The 21,892-nt window shown below is 71.8% G+C and carries 15 protein-coding genes and 1 riboswitch; of the genes, 2 read left to right on the top strand and 13 right to left on the bottom strand.

The window, feature by feature from the left end:
• Nucleotides 1–28: 28 nt before the first annotated feature.
• The 9 genes from eno to AC6F7H_RS16875 all read right to left on the bottom strand — a co-directional run bounded on the left by eno (nt 29) and on the right by AC6F7H_RS16875 (nt 10,639).
• Nucleotides 29–1,312, bottom strand: a complete 1,284-nt coding sequence (gene eno / locus AC6F7H_RS16915; RefSeq protein WP_202280643.1) for a phosphopyruvate hydratase — start codon at nt 1,310–1,312, stop codon at nt 29–31.
• A 358-nt stretch (nt 1,313–1,670) separates the two neighbouring features.
• Nucleotides 1,671–2,417 (bottom strand): transglycosylase family protein, encoded by a 747-nt coding sequence (locus AC6F7H_RS16910; protein WP_500757794.1) that lies wholly within the window; start codon nt 2,415–2,417, stop codon nt 1,671–1,673.
• A 4-nt stretch (nt 2,418–2,421) separates the two neighbouring features.
• Nucleotides 2,422–2,589, bottom strand: a riboswitch (cyclic di-AMP (ydaO/yuaA leader).
• Nucleotides 2,590–2,794: 205 nt separating this feature from the next.
• Nucleotides 2,795–3,748, bottom strand: a complete 954-nt coding sequence (locus AC6F7H_RS16905; RefSeq protein WP_500757793.1) for a transglycosylase family protein — start codon at nt 3,746–3,748, stop codon at nt 2,795–2,797.
• Between the two features lie 401 nt (nt 3,749–4,149).
• Nucleotides 4,150–5,430, bottom strand: coding sequence for a cytochrome P450 family protein (locus AC6F7H_RS16900; protein WP_500757792.1), 1,281 nt, complete (start codon nt 5,428–5,430; stop codon nt 4,150–4,152).
• A gap of 54 nt (nt 5,431–5,484) precedes the next feature.
• The gene (locus tag AC6F7H_RS16895) at nt 5,485–6,489 is read right to left on the bottom strand and encodes a nucleoside triphosphate pyrophosphohydrolase (RefSeq protein ID WP_500757791.1); all 1,005 of its coding nucleotides are present in this window, start codon (nt 6,487–6,489) and stop codon (nt 5,485–5,487) included.
• An 84-nt stretch (nt 6,490–6,573) separates the two neighbouring features.
• Nucleotides 6,574–7,218, bottom strand: coding sequence for a SurA N-terminal domain-containing protein (locus tag AC6F7H_RS16890; protein WP_500757790.1), 645 nt, complete (start codon nt 7,216–7,218; stop codon nt 6,574–6,576).
• A gap of 220 nt (nt 7,219–7,438) precedes the next feature.
• Nucleotides 7,439–8,935 carry a protein kinase domain-containing protein gene (locus AC6F7H_RS16885; RefSeq protein WP_500761876.1) on the bottom strand — a complete coding sequence of 499 codons (1,497 nt, stop codon included), beginning with the start codon at nt 8,933–8,935 and terminating at the stop codon, nt 7,439–7,441.
• A 38-nt stretch (nt 8,936–8,973) separates the two neighbouring features.
• Nucleotides 8,974–9,702 carry a hypothetical protein gene (locus tag AC6F7H_RS16880; RefSeq protein ID WP_500757789.1) on the bottom strand — a complete coding sequence of 243 codons (729 nt, stop codon included), beginning with the start codon at nt 9,700–9,702 and terminating at the stop codon, nt 8,974–8,976.
• Nucleotides 9,703–9,862: 160 nt separating this feature from the next.
• Nucleotides 9,863–10,639 carry an HNH endonuclease family protein gene (locus AC6F7H_RS16875; RefSeq protein ID WP_500761874.1) on the bottom strand — a complete coding sequence of 259 codons (777 nt, stop codon included), beginning with the start codon at nt 10,637–10,639 and terminating at the stop codon, nt 9,863–9,865.
• A 230-nt stretch (nt 10,640–10,869) separates the two neighbouring features.
• Here AC6F7H_RS16875 and AC6F7H_RS16870 point away from each other — a divergent pair, with 230 nt between their 5' ends.
• Nucleotides 10,870–11,055 carry an antitoxin gene (locus tag AC6F7H_RS16870; protein WP_500757788.1) on the top strand — a complete coding sequence of 62 codons (186 nt, stop codon included), beginning with the start codon at nt 10,870–10,872 and terminating at the stop codon, nt 11,053–11,055.
• A 105-nt stretch (nt 11,056–11,160) separates the two neighbouring features.
• Here AC6F7H_RS16870 and mfd read toward each other — a convergent pair whose 3' ends face one another.
• From mfd to AC6F7H_RS16855, 3 genes are all read right to left on the bottom strand, one after another.
• Nucleotides 11,161–14,694 carry a transcription-repair coupling factor gene (mfd, locus tag AC6F7H_RS16865; protein ID WP_500757787.1) on the bottom strand — a complete coding sequence of 1,178 codons (3,534 nt, stop codon included), beginning with the start codon at nt 14,692–14,694 and terminating at the stop codon, nt 11,161–11,163.
• Nucleotides 14,695–14,956: 262 nt separating this feature from the next.
• Complete coding sequence (locus tag AC6F7H_RS16860) at nt 14,957–17,536, bottom strand: ABC transporter permease (RefSeq protein ID WP_500757786.1); 2,580 nt, start codon at nt 17,534–17,536, stop codon at nt 14,957–14,959.
• Nucleotides 17,533–18,321 (bottom strand): ABC transporter ATP-binding protein, encoded by a 789-nt coding sequence (locus AC6F7H_RS16855; RefSeq protein WP_109382439.1) that lies wholly within the window; start codon nt 18,319–18,321, stop codon nt 17,533–17,535. Before AC6F7H_RS16855 ends, AC6F7H_RS16860 begins: the two co-directional genes overlap by 4 nt.
• Before the next feature lie 429 nt (nt 18,322–18,750).
• Here AC6F7H_RS16855 and AC6F7H_RS16850 point away from each other — a divergent pair, with 429 nt between their 5' ends.
• Nucleotides 18,751–19,296 (top strand): GNAT family N-acetyltransferase, encoded by a 546-nt coding sequence (locus tag AC6F7H_RS16850; RefSeq protein ID WP_500757785.1) that lies wholly within the window; start codon nt 18,751–18,753, stop codon nt 19,294–19,296.
• 111 nt (nt 19,297–19,407) lie between these two features.
• Here the strand turns inward: AC6F7H_RS16850 and AC6F7H_RS16845 are convergent, their stop codons facing one another.
• Nucleotides 19,408–21,891: an SUKH-4 family immunity protein gene (locus AC6F7H_RS16845; RefSeq protein ID WP_500757784.1), complete on the bottom strand. Its 2,484-nt coding sequence runs from the start codon at nt 21,889–21,891 to the stop codon at nt 19,408–19,410.
• Nucleotide 21,892: the final 1 nt, after the last annotated feature.

Raw genomic sequence — 21,892 nt, 5'->3', positions numbered from 1 at the left:
CGTACGGACGACTGGCGGAGCCGCGTCGTCAGGCGTTGCGGAACCGCGGGAAGGCGCTGCGGCCCGCGTACACCGCGGCGTCGTCGAGGATCTCCTCGATGCGCAGCAGCTGGTTGTACTTGGCCACGCGCTCGGAGCGGGCCGGGGCGCCGGTCTTGATCTGGCCGCAGTTGGTGGCGACGGCCAGGTCGGCGATGGTGACGTCCTCGGTCTCGCCGGAGCGGTGCGACATCATGCACTTGAAGCCGTTGCGCTGGGCCAGCTCGACGGCGTCCAGGGTCTCGGTCAGCGAGCCGATCTGGTTCACCTTCACCAGCAGCGCGTTGGCGGCGCCGTCCTCGATGCCGCGGGCCAGGCGCTCCGGGTTGGTGACGAACAGGTCGTCGCCGACGATCTGGACCTTGTCGCCGAGCTTGTCCGTGAGGGCCTTCCAGCCGGCCCAGTCGTCCTCGAACAGCGGGTCCTCGATGGAGACGAGCGGGTAGTCCGCGACGAGCCCCTCGTAGTACTCCGTCATCTCGGCGGCGGAGCGCTCCTTGCCCTCGAAGAGGTACGAGCCGTCCTTGTAGAACTCGGAGGCGGCGACGTCGAGCGCGAGGGCGATCTGCTCGCCCGGGGCGTAACCGGCTTCCTTGATGGCCTCGAGGATGAGGTCGAGGGCCTCGCGGTTGGAGCCGAGGTTCGGGGCGAAGCCGCCCTCGTCACCGAGGCCGGTGGACAGGCCGCGGCTCTTCAGCACCTTCTTCAGGGTGTGGTAGACCTCGGTGCCCCAGCGCAGGGCCTCGGAGAAGGACTCCGCGCCGATCGGGGCGATCATGAACTCCTGGATGTCCACATTGGAGTCCGCGTGCGAGCCGCCGTTGAGGATGTTCATCATCGGCACCGGCAGCAGGTGCGCGTTGGGTCCGCCCAGGTAGCGGAAGAGGGGCAGGTCGCTGGCCTCGGAGGCGGCGTGGGCGACGGCCAGGGAGACACCGAGGATGGCGTTGGCGCCGAGGGAGCCCTTGTTGTCGGTGGCGTCCAGGTCGAACATCGCCTGGTCGATCAGGCGCTGCTCGGTGGCGTCGTAGCCGACGAGCTCCGGGCCGATCTGCTCGATGACGGCCAGGACGGCCTTCTCCACTCCCTTGCCCTGGTAACGGTCGGGGTCGCCGTCACGGAGTTCGATGGCCTCGAAGGCGCCGGTGGAGGCGCCGGACGGGACGGCGGCACGACCCGTGCTGCCGTCGTCGAGGCCGACCTCGACCTCGACGGTGGGGTTGCCTCGGGAGTCCAGGATTTCCCGGGCTACGACGACGTCGATGGACGGCACGAGCATCTCCTTCATGGATGTGACGTGGATCAGCCGGGCCGCGGGGGCCCTGCGGGACGAGCCTATCCGGCTCCGGCCGATCGGCCATCCGGTCGGCCGCCCCTCGGGCGGAACCGAGAGTAAATTGTTTCCGAACGGAACAAAGACGGGCCCGGAAACCCGGACCACCCTCGCGCCCTCCGGTCGGCCCCGAGCGCCGAACACCGGAAAGATCCCGCCATGTACGGAAAAGCCCCGCCCCGGTGCGTACGGGGAACACGCACCGGGGCGGGGAAGCCCCCGCGTGGGGACGGGGGAGGCCCCGCGGGGACGGGGAGGGGCTCCGTGGGGACGGAGCCCCGAGCCTGCGGCCGCCGCCTTACTTCAGGTGCAGCTGCTGGCCCGGGTAGATGAGGTCGGCGTCCTCGACGATGTCGCCGTTCAGCTCGAACAGCTTGTTCCAGCCGCCCTTGACACCGTGCTCCCCGGCGATCGAGCTGAGGGTGTCGCCCTTGACGACCTTGTACTCGCCGTCGCCCTTCTCGACCTTCTCGCCGGTCGGGGTGGTGACGGTCTTCTGCTCGGCGACCGGACGCTCGTCGGAGCGGGAGGCCTTCTGCTCGGTGGAGCGCTCGGGGGCGGAGCCGGTGTTCTGCTCCTGGGTGTTCTGCTTCTGGGTGTTCTGCTGAGTGCTCTGCGAGGAACCGCTGTTCTGGTTGCCGGTGCCCCCGGTCGAGCCGCCGCCGGTGTAGGCGGCGTTGGACAGGCCCTTGCCGCAGACCGGCCAGGCGCCCTTGCCCTGGCCCGCGAGGACCTTCTCGGCTATCTCGATCTGCTGGGCCTTGCCGGCCCGGTCGGCGGTGGCGGCGTACTGCGTGCCGCCGTAGCCGGCCCAGGTGGAGGCGGAGAACTGCAGACCGCCGTAGTAGCCGTTGCCGGTGTTGATGGACCAGTTGCCGCCGGACTCGCACTGGGCGACGGTGTCCCACTCGGAGGCGGTGGCGGCGGAAGCGTTGCCGGCCGCCATCAGCGGGGCGGCGACGGCGGCACCGGTGACGCCGGCGACGGCGATGACCCGGGTGGCCTTGGACGGACGACGGTGCTTGCCCTTGCCGGAAAACAGCATGGAAGGATCCCCTCACCGACGCCTACGAGGTGAGCTGTCGGGTTCGGGCCGGTTGAGTTGCCCGGCCGCGTCCCTCACGGGACGCGACTTCACCCCTAGCCGATCCGGCGTCAATCACCGGACACGGCGCCTACCTTGGTTCCCCCGCTCCTGCCTACGGCGCATGACGCGACGACTGTTCCCGTGCTGCCACTGGCAGGATTCGGCGTGGCGGCAGCCGGGGCCCGCGGTGGCGAGCGGTCCTGACGGTAGACACGCGCCCTGCGGATAATCAAAGACGATCAGGGCTTCTGAGACCTATCTCTCATCGCCTTTATAACGGACATTCAGCGCGAAATGTGACCTCAACTGCCGTCACCGCCGCACCTTTTCGGATGTCAGCCTTCGTCCGATCCGAACCCGAACGCAAGCGTCTGACCGGGAAGGATGAGGCCGGAACCCGCCGCACCCGCACCCTCGCCGCCCCCGCCGTACTGGGCGAGCCATCCACCGCCGAGCGCAAGGGAGTCGACGGCGGCCGAGGAGCCGCTTCCGTCGTCCACGGGGACCCTGTCGGCCGGGGACGAGACGTCGAGGCCGCGCGAGAAGCCGAGGCCGCCGCGCGAGGCGTGCCGGCCGGAGGCTCCGGACTCACGGTCCTCGCGCACCTCCTCCTCGGCGCTGACGCCGCGGTGGCGACCGGTGGGGGCCTCACTCGCGGACGCGTCCGAAGAACCCGCCTTCTGCCCCGATTTGTCCGAGTCGCCCCCCTTGGCGGAGGCCGAGGCCGAGGCGGAGGGGGAAGCGGAAGCGGAGGGAGAAGTGCCGGGTTCGACGTCCGAACCATCGGACTTGGACGTTTCGCCCGCCTTCTCCCCCTTGGCACCCTCAACAACCTTGTCGCCCTTGTCGCCCTTGTTGTCACTGTTGTCCGACGAGGCCCCGGAGGACTGCGACGGCGACGGAGTGGCGGAGCTTTCGGTGCCGGACGAGTCGTAAGACGAGCCGCCGTCCACGCCGGTGTCGATGACGGACTTGCCCGAATCGGTGTTCAGGCCCGACAGCAGGCCGCAGGCCTGCCACGCGCCGACCCCCTGGTCGGCGAGGATCTTCTCGGCCACGGCTATCTGCTGGCCGCGGCTGGCCTGGTCGGCGCTGGACGCGTAGTCGAGGCCGCCGTACTTCTCCCAGTCCTCCTGGGTCAACTGCAGGCCGCCGTAGTAGCCGTTGCCGGAGTTCTGACTCCATGAGCCACCGGACTCGCACTCCGCGACCCTGTTCCAGGTCGAGCCCTCGGCCGCACTGGCGCCGCTGGCCCCGAGAAGCGGAATCGCGATGGCTGAGCCGGTCACTCCGGCAGCGACGACGAGAGCCGGAGCCTGGCGGGGGCGACGGTGACGACCGTTCCCGGAGAGCATGCGGAGACCTTTCGCAGGACAACAGTTACCCGCACGGCGAGTCGAACTGCGGAGCTGTGCAACCGAGGCACCGTGCTTGATGGGTGAACGTAGCCGCAGACAATCACTTGTCACAAGTTCATGCCGCGCAGATCACACGAAGATCACAGAGTTGAGCGGGCGTCATGTCCGCGCCGCTCCGCCGAGGATGCGACGGACCGTGTCCATAGGGGTCCGGCCGGTCACTTCGGAGGCGTACGGAGGCCGCACAAAGGCCACTTCGGCGGCAATCCGGCGGCCGTCACGGGTCCGTCCGGCGGGTCGCTTCGGCAGATGTTCGGCGGCCGTGCGGTGGGTCACTTCGGCCCTGGGCTGAATTCCACCGGCAGGGTCCGCAGTCCGCGCATGATGAGCCCGCCGCGCCAGCGCAGTTCGGCCGGATCCGACGCGAGCCTGAGGTCCGGCAACCGGGTCAGCAGCGTGGCGAGCGCGGTCTGGCCCTCCAGCCGGGCCAGCGGGGCGCCCAGGCAGTAGTGGATGCCGTGGCCGTACCCCAGATGCTGGTTGTCCCGGCGTGCGAGGTCGAGCACGTCGGGATCGGCGAACCGCTCCGGGTCGCGGTCCGCGGCGGCCAGGACGACGAGGACCGGGTCGCCGGCCGCGATGTGCTGCCCGCCGAGGGTGAGCGCCTCGGTGGCGAACCGCCAGGTGGCCAGCTCCACGGGCCCGTCGTAGCGCAGGAGTTCCTCCACTCCGGTCTCCAGCAGCCCGCGCTCCCCGGCGGCCAGGGACCTCTGCAGCCGGTCGCGCTGCTCGGGATGGGTGAGCAGGGCGTAGGTGCCGTTGCCGATGAGGTTGACGGTGGTCTCGAAACCGGCGAACAGGAGGATGAACGCCATGGCGGCGGCCTCGTTCTCGGTGAGGTGCTCGCCGTGGTCGGAGGCGCGGATCAGGCCGGAGATGAGGTCCTCGCCGGGGGCGGGTTCGGCGGGCAGAGCCTCACGCTTGCGGTGGATCAGGTCGGCGAGATAGCCGCGCATCTTCTTCACCGACCGGGCGACCCCGCCCCTGGGGCCGCCCTGATGCCGGATCATCATGCCCGCCCAGTCGCGGAAGTCGTCCTGGTCCTCCCGGGGGACGCCGAGCAGGTCGCAGATGGCGTAGATGGGGAGCGGGAAGGCGAACTCGTGGATGAGGTCGGCGGAGCCGCGGTCCGCGAACCGGTCGATGAGCCCGTCGGTGAGTTCCTGCACCCTGGACTCGAACTCGGCGACGCGGCGCGGTGTGAACGCCTTGCTGACCAGTCTGCGCAGCCGGGTGTGGTCCGGCGGGTCGATGTTGAGCAGGTGCGTCATCAGCTCGGCCTTGCGCTCACCGGGGATGCCGGTCTTCCCCTTGGCGTGGGCGGGCTCGTCGTGGTGCGCCGGGTTCTTGGAGAGGCGGGGGTCGGCGAGGGTCTGCCTGGCGTCGGCGTACCGGGTGACCAGCCAGGCCTCCACCCCGCTGGGCAGCCGCGTCCGGTGCACGGGCGCGTGCTCGCGCAGCCAGGCGTAGGCGGGGTAGGGGTCGCTCGCGAACTCCCAGGTGAAGAGTTCGGGGGCGGTGTTCTCGGGCTGGGGCTGGTGCTGGTCGGTCACGCCCCGACCGTATCTGCCCCCTGTCTGCCCTCTCCTCCCCCGACGGCCCTCCCGTTACTTTCCGCTCGTCTCCTCGCCGGCTCCTTCCACGGCCCGTATCGCGTCCCGGTACGCGCGGGACGCCGCGCGCAGGGCCGCCTCCGGGTCGACGCCCTCCGCCTCGGCCCGCACCGCCAGGGCGAGCAGTTCGTAGCCGATGCCCTCCACCTGAGGCAGGGGGACGTCCAGGCCCGCCGTGCGGACGCGGGACGCCAGCTTGGCGGCGAGGGCCAGGCCGGGCTGGCCGAGCGGGACGCCCTCGGTGACCGAGGTGCGCCGCTTCTCGACGGCCTTGGTGCGCAGCCAGTGCGCCTTGACCTCCTCGGGGGTGGTCGCCGTCTCGTCGCCGAAGACATGGGGATGGCGGTGGATGAGCTTGGCGACGATGCCGCCGGCCACGTCGTCGACGGAGAAGGGCTCCTCCGGGTGCTCCTCGGCGATCCGGGCGTGGAAGACCACCTGGAGGAGAACGTCGCCCAGTTCCTCGCGCAGTTCGTCCCGGTCGCCCTCCTCGATCGCCTCGACGAGTTCGTACGCCTCCTCGATGCCGTACTTGGCCAGGCCCTTGTGGGTCTGCAGTGAGGACCAGGGGCACTCGGCCCGGATGCGGTCCATGACCTGGACGAGGTCGAGCAGGCGGGCGCCCGGCAGGTCGTAGGAGGCGGGGAGCAGTTCCAGCTCCGGCATCCGGACGCGGCCGGTGCCCGCGAGGCGGGCCAGGCCGTCGGTCAGGGCGGGTTCGCCCTCGCCCGTCGCCACGACGACCACGGTCCGCCCGCCGGCGCAGGCCTCGACCAGGTCCTGGGCGGCCGGTGCCGCCTCCTCGACGGCTATCCCCGCCTCCCGCAGGTACGGCAGCTGCGGATGGGCGCCGTCCGCGCACAGCACCCGGTCGGCCGCGTGCAGGGCCTGCCAGGCGGGCCAGGACAGCAGGCCGGGCGCGACACGGTGGCTGGTGGTGAGCAGGACGACGCGGCCGGGCGGTGCGGCGGAGGGGGCTGCGGGACTGGTTGCGTTCACGATCCGAAACTAACCCACGGCGCCGCCGGCCCCCGAAAGTCGTCCACAGGGGGACCGGCTCGGTGTGACGGTATGCCTGGCGCGTCAGGCGATCGGCTGGACTCCGTCCACCGTGACGTCCCGGACCCACGGGGTCCTGGCGTCGACGCGGCTGCTCTTCTCGTCGTCCCAGGTGCCGTAGCGCGGGTTGAGGTCGACGTCGAGCTTCCTGCTCGCCTCGGACAGGGCCTGCCAGAACTCGGGCCGGCTGGTGTCGGTGCCGAGCCGCTGGGCGAGCTTCTGCGCCTGGACCTGGAGGCGGAGGTTGTCGTCGAGGCGCTGCGGCGGGATGCCGTACTGCTGCAGCCAGGCCGTCTCCAGCGCCTCGGCTCCGCCGGCCTGCTGCTCCAGGCCGGCTCGCATCCCCTGGACCTCCTTGGGGGTGACGGTCACCCCGGCGTCGCGTGCGGCGCGCTCCAGCACACGGTCCAGGACCATGCCGTGCAGGGTGTCGCGGGTGAGGCTGCCGGTGCGGGCGATGACCTGCTCGTACTGGGCGTCCGGCACCGCCTCCTGCTGGGCCGCGCGGATCTCGCCGACCCGGTTCTCCAGCTGCGACACCGTGATCCGCTGGCCGCCCACGACGGCCGCCGCGCCGGGATGCGCGTCGTTCCCGCAGGCGGTGAGCAGGGGGGCCGCTGCCGTGAGGGCGGCGGTGAGGAGGAGCGCGGTGCGACGACGGCGGTGCAAGGAAACCTCCTGAGGAGAGCTTGTGCGGCGGTGCACAAAGTCCTGCGGTGATCGATAGTAGGCAGCGGCCGGGCTCTGGCCAACCCATTCGACCAACGATTCACCGGGACTTCCGGCACCGTCGCGCCCTCACCACCCCGGCCGCACCCGGATCAGACCCTCTGGCCCGCTCCGGTCCGCCGCAATCTGCTTCAGTACGCTTCGGCCTGCTTCGATCAGGTCATCCGCGCATCTGCCCCAACCAGCCCAGCGTGCGGCGGATGTCGGCGGCGAGCGGGTGGCCGGGGCCCTGGGCGCGCTCCACGTCGTGCAGCAGCCGGACCAGGGTCTCGTGCGCGGCGGGGCGGTCGCCGAGGGCGAGCAGGAGGTGGCCGATGCGGCGGCGGACGTCGTGGGCGAGCTGCGGGTCGCCCGCGGCCACGTACCGGTTCTCGTAGTACGGCAGCAGTGCCCGGTACTCGGCGAGCGCCGCCACCGGGTCGCCGAGCTGCTCCAGGCACTGGGCGGCCTCGTAGCGGTGGCGCAGGGACTCCGGGTCGGCCTGGCCCGCCTCGGCGGCGCGTTCGGAGGCGAGGCGGCGCAGTTCGGGCAGCGCGCGCCGGTACTGGCCGTCGTCCAGGAGGGTGGCCGCGTACTGCTTGCGCAGGGTGCGCACGACCGGGGAACGCTCCCCGTGCTGTTCCGCGGCGACCGGCAGGATCCCGCCGAGGATGTCCACGGCCTGGGTGATGCGACCCTCGCCGAGCAGCCGCTTGACCTCGTCCACTGCGGCGGCGACATCGGCCTTCTCCGCGACGGGTGCGGGCGGTGCGGCGGGGGCGGGTTGGGGCGCGGGCGTGCGCGCGAGGTCCGGCCAGGGGGCGTGCGGGCGCAGGAAGGGGCGCGTGGGGTCGAGGGGTGCCCCGGTGGGCGTGCCCCGTGACGGCAGCAGCAGCGTCAGGTGCTCGTAGACCTCCTGGGCGGAGGCGGGACGGTGCTGCGGGTCCTTGGCGAGCAGGCGCAGCACCAGCGCCTCCAGGGCCTCGGGGACCTCCTGGCGGATCTGCCGCACCGGCCGCGGTGCCTCGTAGAGGTGCCGGTGCAGCACACCGAGCGCCGTCGAGCCCGCGAAGGGCACGTCGCCGCTGAGCAGTTCGTGCAGCAGCACACCCAGTGCGTACAGGTCCGTGTAGGGGCCGACCGCGCCGCCCATCGCCTGCTCGGGGGCCATGTAGGCGGGTGAGCCGATGGGTGAACCGGTGTGGGTCAGGCGGGTGGTGTCGCTGTCCATCACGGAGGCGACCCCCAGGTCGAGCACGGTGACCGTGCCGTCCTGCTTCACCATCACGTTGCGCGGCTTGAGGTCGCGGTGGACGATCGGCACGGCGTGCACCGCGCTCAGCGCGGCACACAGCTGCGCGGCCACCGCCACCGCCCACTGCCACGGGTACGGGTTGTGTTCGGCGAGGTGGTCGCCGAGGTCGGCGCCGTCGACGTACTGCATGACGAGGAACAGTTCCTCGCCCGCGTTGCCCGCGTCGTGCACGGTCACCAGGCCCGGGTGGTCGACCTGGGCGGTCACCCGGCACTCGCGCACGAAGCGGCGGCGCAGTTCGTCGGCCTCCTGCCCGGCCACCTTGTCCGGGCGCAGCAGTTTCACCGCCACCCGCCGGTCCAGCCGCTTGTCGTAGGCCGTCCAGACCTGTCCCATTCCGCCCTGCCCGATGAGCGTGGACAGTTCATAGCGGCCGGCGATGACACGCCCCGCCGTCACACTCACCGTCCACCGTGGCCGTGGCCGTGGCCCTGGTCGCCGCCCTCGTGCCCGTCGCTTCTGCGCAGGTAGTCGCTGAGCTCGTCGAGTTCGGCGCGCACCCGGTCGATACGGGCCGGCTGCCCGGGACGCTGCTGCGGCACCGGGGGCACGGGGGTGGACGGCGCGGGGTGGTGCGGTCCGGGCGCGGGATGCGGTGCGGACGGCGCGGGGTGGTGCGGTCCGGGCGCGGGATGCGGTGCGGACGGCCCGGGTGTCCCGGGCATCTGCGCCTGGGGCCGCGGTACGGGTGTGGGCGCGTACGGCGAAGCGGGCTGCGGGTAGCCGTACGGGGAGGGGGCACCGGTGCCCGACGCGTGCATCGTCGTGGCGTGGGGCGACGGCGGGCCGTGCACCCCGTACTGGCGCAGCCTGTGGTGGAAGCGGATGTCCACGGTCAGGTAGTACGCGGCGGCGCCGGTGCCGAGGAGCATGAGTACGGCCAGGGCGACATCGGTGCGGGTGTCCGACTCCGGCAGCGTACCGATCACCATCAGCAGGACGATGGACACGGGCAGGCTCGCCCAGGCCGCCACCCAGTCGGCGACGCGTCCCCGCAGGAGCGCGACCCGGAACAGCGGCACGCAGGCCAGCAGCCCGCAGGACAGGAAACCGGCGGCGACGAACAGCACGCGCAGGGTGATGACCGTTGCCGTGCTGCGGGTGGGCGGTGCCACGCCGTGGCCGTACATGACTGCTCCTGGACCGGTTTGGCCGATGGGACGGGGGTGAGTCCGCGCGGGGCGGAACTCGGGTGGGACTCCGAGCGTATAGGCCACCGGGGACAACCGGTCCGGGTTGTACCGAACCGTTGTCGTACCGATCGCTTCGCCGCCCCTCACAGTGCGGCGGTCAGCCGCCGCACTGCTCCAGCATCATGCGCTTGTCGGCCGTGGTCACCGGCATCTCGTACTTGACGGCGACCTGGGCGAAGCGGACCGCGTACGCGCACCGTACGGGCTTGCTCGGCGGGAGCCAGGCGGCGGGTCCGGAGTCGCTCTTGGCGGAGTTGGCGCGGCCCTCGACCGGGATGAGGTTGAGGGGGTCGTTCGCCAGCTGCTCCCGTTTCCCCTTCGACCAGCGGGAGGAGCCCATCTGCCAGCTGTAGGAGAGCGGGACCACGTGGTCGATCTGGACCTCGGACGCGTTCTCCTTGCGCCACTCGATGGTCTTGCCGGTGTACGGGTCGGCCAGGGTCATGGCCACCACCACGCAGTTGGAACCGGAGCGGAAGCGCACCTCCTGCCCGTCGCGCTGGAGGAGGTCGTTCCGGGTGTCGCAGCCGTTTCGCGCGAGGGGTACGCCGTCGGCGGTGTCCTTCCAGGCGTAGCCGAACTCGTCGCGGCCGTAACCCGTCTTCGGTCCGCGGCCCTTGGTGGTCACCTTCTCGATGAGTGCGAGGCCCGCCGCCCGGTCCGTCTCCCCGGTCAGCGGCGCGAGGCCCGGCTCGGTGCCGTCCGGGTTGTCCAGGGGGCTGACGGCGTGTCCGTCCACTGCCGCCGGGCTGTCCCCGGCGGGGGAACCGGTGTCCACCACACCCTCGCAGCCGGCGAGGAGCGCCACGGCGGCCAGCGCCGACACCGCGGTCCCCGTACGGCGCGAAAGCCCCGGTCCGCCGCCGCGGCGTATTCGCCCGCCGGCCCGCTCCGCACGCTCCGCCCCGTCCCACGTCGAGTACCGCGCCACGGTGCCCCTCCCTTGCTGTTCTGTACGTTCTTCCTACCCGCCCCTGAACGGCCGGTATCGCATCGGGTCTCACCGTAGCCAGCGAGAGGTCCAGACCTCATCCCCACAAAAGGGGCATTACTCGCACGTCGCGCGTAGGGTCGGTGCTGAGTCACCCTCGGAAGGAGCTCCGGATGGGCATCTTCGACAAGTTCAAGAGCAGCAGGTCGGCCCAGGAGAAGGCCAGGAAGGCCTCCGACGCCGCCGAGAAGAAGCTCAACGAGCGGACCGGCGGAAAGTACGAGGACCAGATCGACGCCGGACAGCGGGAGGCCGAGGAACGGCTCGGTATGAAGCGCGACCGCCCCGATCAGCCGTAGGCGCGAGTCCGGGCCGGAAGCCGCCCACGGAATCCCCTGCCGTGGGCGGCTTCGCTCATGCCCCGTGTGCCCCGCGCGTCCGGGCCGGCCGGCGGGACCCCCCGGTCACGACCCCAGGACCGACGTCAGGAACTCCCCGACCCACGCCAGCAACTCCCGGCCGACCAAAGGCTTTCCGCCCACCTTCGCCGTCTTCGGCCGGGGCACCAGCGCCTGGTGGACGGCCGGCTTGAGGACCGTGCCCGGGTAGAGCCGCTTGAGGCGCAGTTCCTGGGACTCGCGCAACTCCACCGGGGCGAACCGGATGTTGTTGCCCTGCAGGACGATCTCCCCGACGCCGCACGCGCGCGCCAGCATGCGCAGGCCCGCCACCAGCAGCAGGTTCTCCACCGGCTCCGGCAACTTGCCGTAGCGGTCGACGAGTTCCTCGCGCACTCCCTTGACGTCCTCCTCCGAGTTGGCGGAGGCGATCGCCCGGTACGCCTGAAGGCGCAGCCGCTCACCGGGCGCGTAGTCGTGCGGGACGTGCGCGTCGACGGGCAGCTCGATCTTGACCTCGAGCGGCGGCTCCTCCTGGATCTCGCCGGTCTCCAGCTGGCGCCGGTAGTCCGCGACGGCCTCGCCGACCATCCGGACGTACAGGTCGAAGCCGACGCCCGCGATGTGGCCGGACTGCTCGCCGCCGAGCAGGTTTCCGGCGCCGCGGATCTCCAGGTCCTTCATCGCCACGTACATGCCCGCGCCCATCTCGGTGTGCTGGGCGATCGTCGCGAGCCGCTCGTGCGCGGTCTCCGTCAGCGGCTTCTCCGGCGGGTACAGGAAGTAGGCGTAACCGCGCTCGCGGCCTCGTCCCACCCGGCCGCGCAGCTGGTGCAGCTGGCTGAGGCCGAAGTTGTCGCCGCGCTCCACGATCAGGGTGTTGGCGTTGGAGATGTCGATGCCGGACTCGACGATCGTCGTCGACACCAGCACGTCGTACTTCTTCTCCCAGAAGTCGACGACGACCTGCTCCAGCGCCGACTCCGACATCTGCCCGTGCGCGGTCGCGATCCGCGCCTCGGGCACGATGTCCCGCAGCCGGGCCGCCGCGCGGTCGATCGACTCGACCCGGTTGTGGATGTAGAAGACCTGCCCCTCCCGCAGCAGTTCACGGCGGACGGCCGCGCCGATCTGCTTCTCCTCGTAGGGACCGACGAAGGTGAGCACCGGGTGGCGCTCCTCCGGCGGCGTGGTGATCGTCGACATCTCACGGATGCCGGTGACCGCCATCTCCAGGGTGCGCGGGATGGGGGTGGCGGACATGGTCAGCACGTCGACGTTGGCGCGCAGCTTCTTCAGCTGCTCCTTGTGCTCGACGCCGAAGCGCTGCTCCTCGTCGACGATGACCAGTCCCAGGTCCTTGAACTTGGTCTCGGAGGAGAACAGCCGGTGGGTGCCGATGACGACGTCCACCGACCCCTCCTGCAGGCCCTCCAGGACCGCCTTCGCCTCCGTGTCGGTCTGGAACCGGGACAGCGCCCGCACGTTCACCGGGAACTGCGCGTACCGGTCGCCGAACGTCCCGAAGTGCTGCTGCACCAGCAGCGTGGTGGGGACGAGGACGGCGACCTGCTTGCCGTCCTGGACGGCCTTGAACGCGGCGCGCACCGCGATCTCCGTCTTGCCGTAGCCGACGTCGCCGCAGATCAGCCGGTCCATCGGGACCGACTTCTCCATGTCCTCCTTGACCTCGGCGATCGTGGTCAGCTGATCGGGCGTCTCCGTGTACGGGAAGGCGTCCTCCAGCTCGCGCTGCCAGGGTGTGTCGCCGCCGAAGGCGTGCCCGGGTGCCGCCATGCGCGCGCTGTACAGCTTGATCAGGTCGGCGGCGATCTCCTTGACGGCCTTCTTCGCCCGCGCCTTCGTCTTGGTCCAGTCGGCGCCGCCGAGCCGGTGCAGGGTGGGTGCCTCGCCGCCGACGTACTTGGTGATCTGCTCCAGCTGGTCGGTGGGGATGTAGAGGCGGTCGCCGGGCTGGCCGCGCTTGGCGGGGGCGTACTCCACCACCAGGTACTCGCGGGTCGCGCCCTGCACGGTGCGCTGCACCATCTCGATGTAGCGGCCGACGCCGTGCTGCTCGTGGACGATGTGGTCGCCCGGCTCCAGGGTGAGCGGGTCGATGGTCTTGCGGCGCCGGGTCGGCATCCGGGCGCCCTCGCGGCCGGACGCCTTCTGGCCGGTCAGGTCGGTCTCGGTGAGCACGGCGAGCTTGAGCGCCGGGTCGACGAAGCCGTGGTCGACGCCGCCGCAGGCGACGTGCACGACGGACGGGGCGATCGCGCCGAGGTCCGCCTCCAGCCGGGCCGCGATGCCCTCGCCGCCCAGCACCTCCACCGTGCGGGAGGCCGGGCCGTGGCCCTCGGTGACGAACACCGTGCGCCAGCCGTCGGCGAGCCAGCCCTTGGTGTCGGCGAGCGCCCGCGCGGTGTCCCCGCGGTAGGTCTCGGGGGCGTGCATGCCGAGTTTGAGGGTGTCTCCGTCCAGCTGTTCGTCGGCGGCGAACGGCGACACCGACCACCACATCATGTCCAGCTCGCGCGCCCGGTCGCGGACGTCCGCGATGGACCACAGGGAGGCCGCGCCGACGTCGATGGGCGCCTCCCCGCCGCCGGCGGTTGCCGCCCAGGACGCCTGCAGGAACTCCTGCGAGGTCGCCACCAGGTCGGCGGCCCGCGTACGCACCCGCTCCGGGTCGCAGACGACGGCCATGGCACCCTCGGGCAGCACGTCCAGCAACAGCTCCATGTCGTCGACGAGGACGGGGGCCAGGGACTCCATGCCCTCGACCGCGATCCCCTCGGCGATTTTGCCGAGCAGCTCGCCCAGCTCGGGGTGCTGTTCGGCGAGGACCCGCGCGCGCTCCCGCACCTCGTCGGTGAGCAGCAGCTCCCGACAGGGCGGGGCCCACAGGCCGTGGTCGGCGATCTCCAGGGAGCGCTGGTCGGCGACCTTGAAGTAGCGGATCTCCTCGACGTCGTCGCCCCAGAACTCGACGCGCAGGGGGTGTTCCTCGGTGGGCGGGAACACGTCGAGGATGCCGCCGCGCACCGCGAACTCGCCGCGCTTCTCGACCAGCTCCACGCGTGCGTACGCGGCGGCGGCGAGCGCCTCGACGGTCTCGTTCAGGTCGGCGGTCTGTCCCGTCCGCAGCGCGACGGGCTCCAGCTCGCCCAGGCCTTTGACCTGCGGCTGGAGCACGGAACGCACGGGCGCGACGACGACGGAGACGGGACCGGTCTCGGGGTCGTCCGACCGGGGGTGGGCCAGTCGGCGCAGGACCGCCAGGCGGCGTCCGACGGTGTCGCTGCGGGGGCTGAGCCGCTCGTGCGGCAGCGTCTCCCAGGACGGGTACTCCACGACCCCCTCCGGCGGGAGGACGGAGCGCAGGGCCGCCGCCAGGTCCTCCGCCTCACGGCCGGTCGCCGTCACGGCCAGCACGGTACGGCCGGTGTCCCGGGCCAGGGCCGCGACCGCGAAGGGGCGGGCGGCCGGGGGGCCGACCAGGTCGACGTGCATCCGGTTGCCGTCGGCGGCCGCCGAGATCGCTTCCGCGAGGGCGGTGTCCTTGACGACGGCGTCCAGCAGACCGTGCAGGCTCATTCGAGGCGCTTCCATCCGGGGGTGTGCATCACGAGAGGCCCGACACGCGCCGCGGGCCGGGGGTGTCCAGCGTACGACGCCGCGCCCGCGGACACCGGAAGCCTGTGGACAACGCCCGGTGCCCGTGGCCGGTGCCGGCCCACCGCCCGATCCGGTCGGCCGGAAGTCCGGGCACCGACGGGCCCGGCGCCGGAAAGCCCCTCAGGACTTCCCGGCGCCGGGCGCTCCCCCGCCGCCCCCGTGGGCGGTGGCCGGGCGGTCGCTATTCGGTGGCGATCGCGTTCAGGACGTTCATCCGGCCCGCCCGGAACGCCGGGATCAGGGCCGCGACCAGTCCCACGAACGCCGAGCCGACGAACACGACGATGATCGTCAGCCACGGGATCTCGAGGACCTTCAGGCCCTCCAGCGCGAGGAGCTGCTGGGCGGTGGCGCCCCAGCCCATGCCCAGCCCCAGGCCCAGCAGGGCACCGAAGAGGGCGATGACGACCGACTCCAGGCGGATCATCCGGCGCAGCTGGCGGCGCGAGAGGCCGATGGCCCGCATCAGGCCGATCTCCCTCGTCCGCTCGACCACCGACAGGGCCAGGGTGTTGACCACACCCAGGATCGCGACGACGATCGCCAGGGCCAGCAGACCGTAGATCATGTTCAGCAGCTGGCCGATCTGGTCCTTGAGCGCTTCCTTGTAGTCGGTCTGGTCGCGCACGGTGTACTGCGGGTAGTCGTGCAGCGACTCCTTCAGCGCCGTGTACGCGGCGTCCTGCTGGCCGTCCTTCGCCGAGACGAAGAGCAGCATGTCCAACGGCATCCTGTCGGCCGGGACGTACTTGGCCATGGTGTCGATCGACGTGTACATCGCACCCGCGTCGACCACGGCGTCGCTGCTGGTGATCGCCCGGACGGTCAGGCCGGCGGTCGACCCGTCCTTGAACGCGACGTCGATCTTCGATCCGAGGCCGATGCCGTGGTCCTTTGCGAACTTCTCGTGGACGGACATCGAGTCGGGCCGGTAGGCGTCCGCGAGCTGTCCCTCGACCGTCTCGACCCGCAGGTCGGTGGCGTACGTCGGGTCGGCCGCCGTGATCGCCGTGTTCTTGAGCGTCTTGCCGTCGGGCGTGGTGAAGTCGGCCTCGGTCCACTTGTACTCGGTGACCCGCTCCACCTGCGGGGCGTCCTGCACGGCCTTGACCGCCTGCGGAGTGATCAGCTGGCCGCTGTCGGACTGGATGATGAAGTCCGTGCCGACGCTCTTGTCCAGCTCGTCGGTCGCCGAGGCCACCATGGAGGCGCCGACCACCGACAGGCACGCCACCAGGGCGAGCCCGATCATCAGCGCGGCGCCCGTGGCACCGGTGCGGCGCGGGTTGCGCAGGGCGTTGCGCTCGGCCATCCGCCCCACGGGGCCGAAGACCCGCAGCACGACGACGCCGAGGACACGGACCACACCGCCGGCGAGCAGCGGACCGATGAGGACGAAGCCGATCAGCGACAGCACCACACCGAGGCCCAGCCACATCGAGCCCTCCGCGGCCTTCTCCGCGGACCCCGCGAGATACAGGGCGAACGCGCCGACCGCGGTCAGCAGCGTGCCGACGCCGCCCCGGATCCAGCCGGCCCTGGCGTCCGCGGGGGCACCCGCGTCACGCAGTGCGGCCATCGGGGAGATCTTGCCGGCCCGCCGGGCCGGCAGATAGGCGGCCAGGACGGTGACGAGGACACCGAGGAGCAGTCCGATCGCCGGGGTCGTCCAGGCGACGGTGAGGTCGTCCGTGGACAGGTCCATGCCCGCCATGCCCATGAGCTTCATCAGCCCGACGGCGAGGCCGACGCCCGCGCCCACACCGAGCACCGAACCGACGACGCCGAGGAGCAGCGCCTCGATCAGCACCGAGCGGTTGACCTGCTTGCGGGAGGAGCCGATGGCCCGCATCAGGCCGATCTCCCTCGTCCGCTGGGCGACCAGCATGGAGAAGGTGTTGATGATCAGGAAGATGCCGACGAGGAACGCGATCCCGGCGAAGCCGAGCATCGCGTACTTCAGGACGCTCATGAAGCCCTCGACGTCCTTCTGGCCCGCCTCCGCGCTCTCCTCGGCGGTCATCACCTTGTGGTCGCCGCCGAGTGCCGCCAGGAGGTTCTTCTTCAGCTGCGCGTCGCTGACGCCGTCGGCCGCGGTGACGTTGAGGTAGGTGTAGACGTCGCTCTCACCGATCAGCACCTGCTGAGCGGTCTTGATGTCCAGGTAGAAGATCGCGGCACCGGGGTTGGTGACGGTGAAGTCGGCGATGCCGGAGAGCTTCGCGTTGTGCGTGCCGACCACCGAGATCACGCCGATCTCGTCACCGAGCTTCAGGCCGTGCTTGGCGGCGGTGTCGGCGTCGACCATCACCTGGTCGGAGCCCTGGGGCGCCGCACCGGAAATGACCTTCATGGTGCGGGCGTCGTTCTCGCTCCAGCTGCCGACGATGGTCGGGGCGCCGCTGGTGGGCGAGAGGCTCTTCTTGTCGCCGTCGACGACGGTCACCGAGGTGGAGTGCACCGTCCCCTCGGCCGACTGCACGCCGTCCACCCGCTGCACATCGGCGAGCACGGAGGCCGGGATGACCGGCGGCTTGCCGTTGCCGGAGGTCGTCTCGCCGGAGTCGGAGGCGCCCTTGGCGCTCACCGTGACGTCCGACGACGTGGCCGCGAACAGTTTGTCGAACGTCGTGGACATCGTGTCGGTGAACACGAGGGTCCCGCACACGAACGCCACGGACAGCAGCACCGCCACCGCCGACAGCGCCATCCGCCCCTTGTGCGCGAGGAAGTTGCGCATCGAGGTCTTCAGCACGGTCATGACGTGCGCCCCCGGGCGTCGAAGTCCTTCATCCGGTCCAGGACCTGTTCGGCCGTCGGCTGGTGCATCTCGTCGACGATGCGGCCGTCGGCGAGGTACAGCACACGGTCCGCGTAGGAGGCGGCGACCGGGTCGTGGGTGACCATCACGATGGTCTGGCCCAGGTCGTCGACCGAACGGCGCAGGAAGCCGAGGACCTCGGCGCCGGCGCGCGAGTCGAGGTTTCCGGTCGGCTCGTCACCGAAGATGATCTCGGGCCGGGCCGCCAGCGCCCGCGCCACGGCGACGCGCTGCTGCTGACCGCCGGACAGCTGGGTGGGCCGGTGCTTCAGCCGCCCGGCGAGCCCCACGGTCTCCACGACCCGGTCCAGCCACTCCTGGTCGGGCTTGCGACCGGCGATGTCCATGGGCAGCGTGATGTTCTCGAGCGCGTTCAGCGTCGGGAGCAGGTTGAACGCCTGGAAGATGAACCCGATCCGGTCCCGGCGCAGCTGCGTGAGCTTCTTGTCCTTCAGGCCGGTGATCTCGGTCTCGTCCAGATGGATCTGCCCGCTGGTCACGGTGTCGAGCCCGGCCAGACAGTGCATCAGTGTGGACTTGCCGGACCCCGAGGGACCCATGATCGCGGTGAACTGGCCGCGGGCGATGTCCACGTCGACGTGGTCGAGCGCGACGACGCGGGTCTCACCGGCCCCGTACGCCTTCACGACCTGCCGCGCCCGCGCGGCAACGGCCGTACGCCCTCCAGTACCCCCGTGCCTGGGAATGGTCACAGCCGATGTCACGGTAATTCTCCTATGTCGGTAAGCAATGGGGTCAGCGGTGCCCGGCGCGACCGCCGTCGTGCCCGACGGCCGCTTCGTGCGTGTTCGTTCGACGTGGTTCAGTCTGGCGGCGGGGAGGATCGTGCGCCCTGGTGCCCGGCGCAGTCTTCTCCTGAGGAAAACCCCACCCCCGGTGGTGTGCCTTGCCGCCCCCCAGCGGCGTAAAACCAGATTAAGGACCGCCCCCGCCCCGTCTCGTCATCCGTCGGTACGAACCCTCCCCGAGCCGTAGTACGGAGGTACCCCTAAGGGCTCTCCCCCGACAGGCGGAGCGCATCTCAGGGTTGCCTCCTCCCGACGGCCCACTCAGCCTCCGCCCTTCCGCCACGTCAGGGTCAAGCCGTGAAAACCCCGATGCTCCGGAAGCGGTCCCCCGCATACCGTTCCGGCATGCCGATCCTGGAACGCCTCCGCGCGGAGCACGCGCCCGCACTGCTGGCCTTCGAGCACGACAACCGCGCCTACTTCGCCCGCTCGGTACCGGACCGGGGGGACGCGTACTTCACGCCGTCCGGCTTCGCCGCCCGCCACGCCTCGCTCCTGGCCGAACAGGAGGCGGGCACCTGCCACTTCCATGTCGTCCTGGACGAGGACGGGAGTGTCGTCGGCCGGGTGAACCTGATCGACGTCGCGGACGGCTCGGCCGAACTCGGCTACCGCGTGGGGGAACACGCGGCGGGCCGCGGTGTGGCGACGGCAGCGGTGGCCCAGGCCTGCCGCCTGGCAGCGCGGCCGTACGGTCTCACGACGTTGACCGCGGTCACCACGTCGGACAACCTCGCGTCGATGACCGTCCTCACCCGCAACGGCTTCACACGCGTGCGGGACATCACGGTCGACGGCCGCCCGGGGGCGGGCTACGTCCGCCGGGACCTCGGAGACCGACACGACCGACACGGCGGAAACCACCCCACCAGAACCGGGGACGCGCCCTGAGATGCCTCGAAGATGCCGCACGACCGGGGCGGACACGCACGGGGCCGGGCCCGGTCGTCACATCCGACCGGGCCCGGCTCCCACCTGTTCGCCGCCCTCAGCGGCGAGGGGTCACAGCAGGCCGTCCCACATCTGCTCCAGCAGGACCGACCACCAGCTGTCCGGCGAACCGAGTGCCGCCGGGTCCAGTGCCGCCAGTTGCATCTGGAAGTCGACGGTCCAGCGGCCCGCCTGCTCCGGGTTCAGCCCGAACCGCAGCCGCCACATCCGCCCCAGCAACGCCAGGCAGCGCGCGAACTCCGGCAGACCGGTGTTCACGAACTGCGGCGGTACGGGCGCACCGCCCGGCCCCGCCTCCACCGGCACCGCGACGATGTTCGCCGTGCCGTACTGCACACAGATCGCCTTGCCGAAGTCGCTGCCCATCACCAGGTACGAACCCGCGTCCGAGGCCGGCTGCACGCCCCGCTCCACGGCCAGCTCCGCCAGCGTGGGCACCGGACGACCCGGCTGGGCCTGCGCCCAGAAGAACGGGCCCATGTCCAGCGGCAGTCCGGCCACCACCAGCGTGTGCGCCACTATCGGCGGCACCCCCTGCCGGGACACCGCGGCCTGCTCGAACCGGAACACACCCGGCCCGAACGCCCCCGCCAGTTCCTGCCCGATGACCTCCGGCGGAACCGGCGGCGCCGGCGGAACCGGCGGCAACGGCGCGCGCACCGGAGCCGGCCGGGCAGGACCGTCCGCCACCTGATGCAACTCACCCTGATGCTCGAGCAGTTGCTGCATGCCTTGCTGCCGGCTCGCGTGATCCGTGCCGTACGGGGCGATGTTCGTGATCCGCGCCTGCGGCCACTGCTCCCGGATCATCCGGGCACAGTACGCACCCGGCAGCTCACACGACTCCAACTCCGTGTGCAGCTCAAGCACTTGGTTCGGCGGCACGTTCATCGCACGCAGCTCGTGGAAGATCTGCCACTCCGGGTGCGGCGTGCCCGGCGCCGAACGCCGGATCAGCTGCTGCTCGGAACCGTCCTGCGCGCGGTAGCGCAGAACCGCCTGATAGCCGGGGCCGACCGTCGGCTGTCCGACGGGCTGCGGCGGATAGCCGTACGCCGGAGGCACCGCACCGGGCACACCGCCGGGAACGCCGGGGGGCACGGGAGGCGGCGGCGTCCCGGGGACACCGGGCGGCGGAGGTACGCCGGGGCCGCCGACCGGAGGACCGGCCAGCATGGTCTCGGCGTGGTGCACGGGACCACGCCCTCCCGGGGCGCCCGGAGCACCCGGGGGCTGCGGCGCGCCGGGGACACCGGGCGGGCCGGGAGGCTGCGGCGCACCCTTGCCGGACCCCGGCCGACCGGGGTCGGCGAACACCGTCGCGGCGTGGTACACCCCGCCGGGCGGCGTACCACCGGACGCCGGCGGCGCCCCGGGCGGAGGCGGAGTACCCGGCGGCGGCGTCGCGACGCCGGGCGGCGGGGTCGGGGTGCCGGCCGCCGGCCGGCCGCCCTGGGCGCCTCCCGGGCCCTCCGGGCCCTCGAAACCGCTGAGTCCGTCGGACCCCAGCGACGACATCATCTGCGTCGGTACGTACCCACCCGCCGGACCCCCCGGCGTGCCGGGACCCGACGGGGGCGCGGACGGCGGCGGAGGCGTGGCCCCCGCCCGCGCGCCCGGCGTGCCCGGGGCGCCCGGCGGCGGAGGCGTCGTCGAGCCCGAACCACGGCGCGGCGGCGGCGCCTTGCTGGTCGCGGCGTCGGCGATGTCCCCGGCGTCCTGCGCCGCCGGATACGCCGGCGCACCCGGCGGAACCTGCGCGTTCGGGGCCTGGAGCGCCGGGCTCACCGCCGTCGGCGGCAGCCGGCTGCCGCCCGACATCAGCGCCGTCTGCGCGTCCGCCGCCGCCGCCGCCGGCGGCGGCGTGTCGTCGTCGGACCGGCTCAGCGGCGGAGCGAACACGGTCTCCGGCAGCGGCACGGAACGGTCCTCACCGGTATCGGCGTTCGTGTCCGTACCGGCCCACGGCGTCGCCCCGGCCGGCTCACCCGACGCACCGGAACCGGCACCGGTACCGACTCCGGCGGCCCCCGCCGGGGAGTCGCCCCCACCGGCAGCAGGCCAGGCGGCACCGGAGGAACCGGCCCCCGCCCCCGCCGCCGCGGCGGCACCACCGGTACCGGCCGCCCCCGCCGCACCGCCCGACGTCTCCCCCCGACGATCCGGAATCCCCAGCCGGTCCGCGGCCTCCTGCAACCATTCCGGCGGACTCAACAGGAACGACGTCTGGTTCAGATCCACCCGCGCCGCGGGCGCCGGCTCCGGCACCGCCTCCGCACGGCCGTACTCCTCCTCGTACCGGCGGATCACCTCACCCACCGCCAGCGCGGGCCACAACGAGGCCTCACCACTGTCCCGGGCGATCACCAGCCGCTGCGCGCCGCCGTCCGAACGCGGCCCGTCCGCACGGTCCTCCGCCCACACCACGAACCCGAGACCGAACTCCCGCACCCGCACCTCACGGTGCTGATACGACGGCACATCCCCGTTGATCCACTCTTCCGCACGCTCCTGCGCCTGCGCGAACGTCACCATC

The sequence above is a fragment of the Streptomyces sp. MMS24-W38 genome (assembly GCF_059889265.1).
Note: the sequence above shows the minus strand (reverse complement) of the source record. Positions and strands in the feature narration are given on the sequence as shown.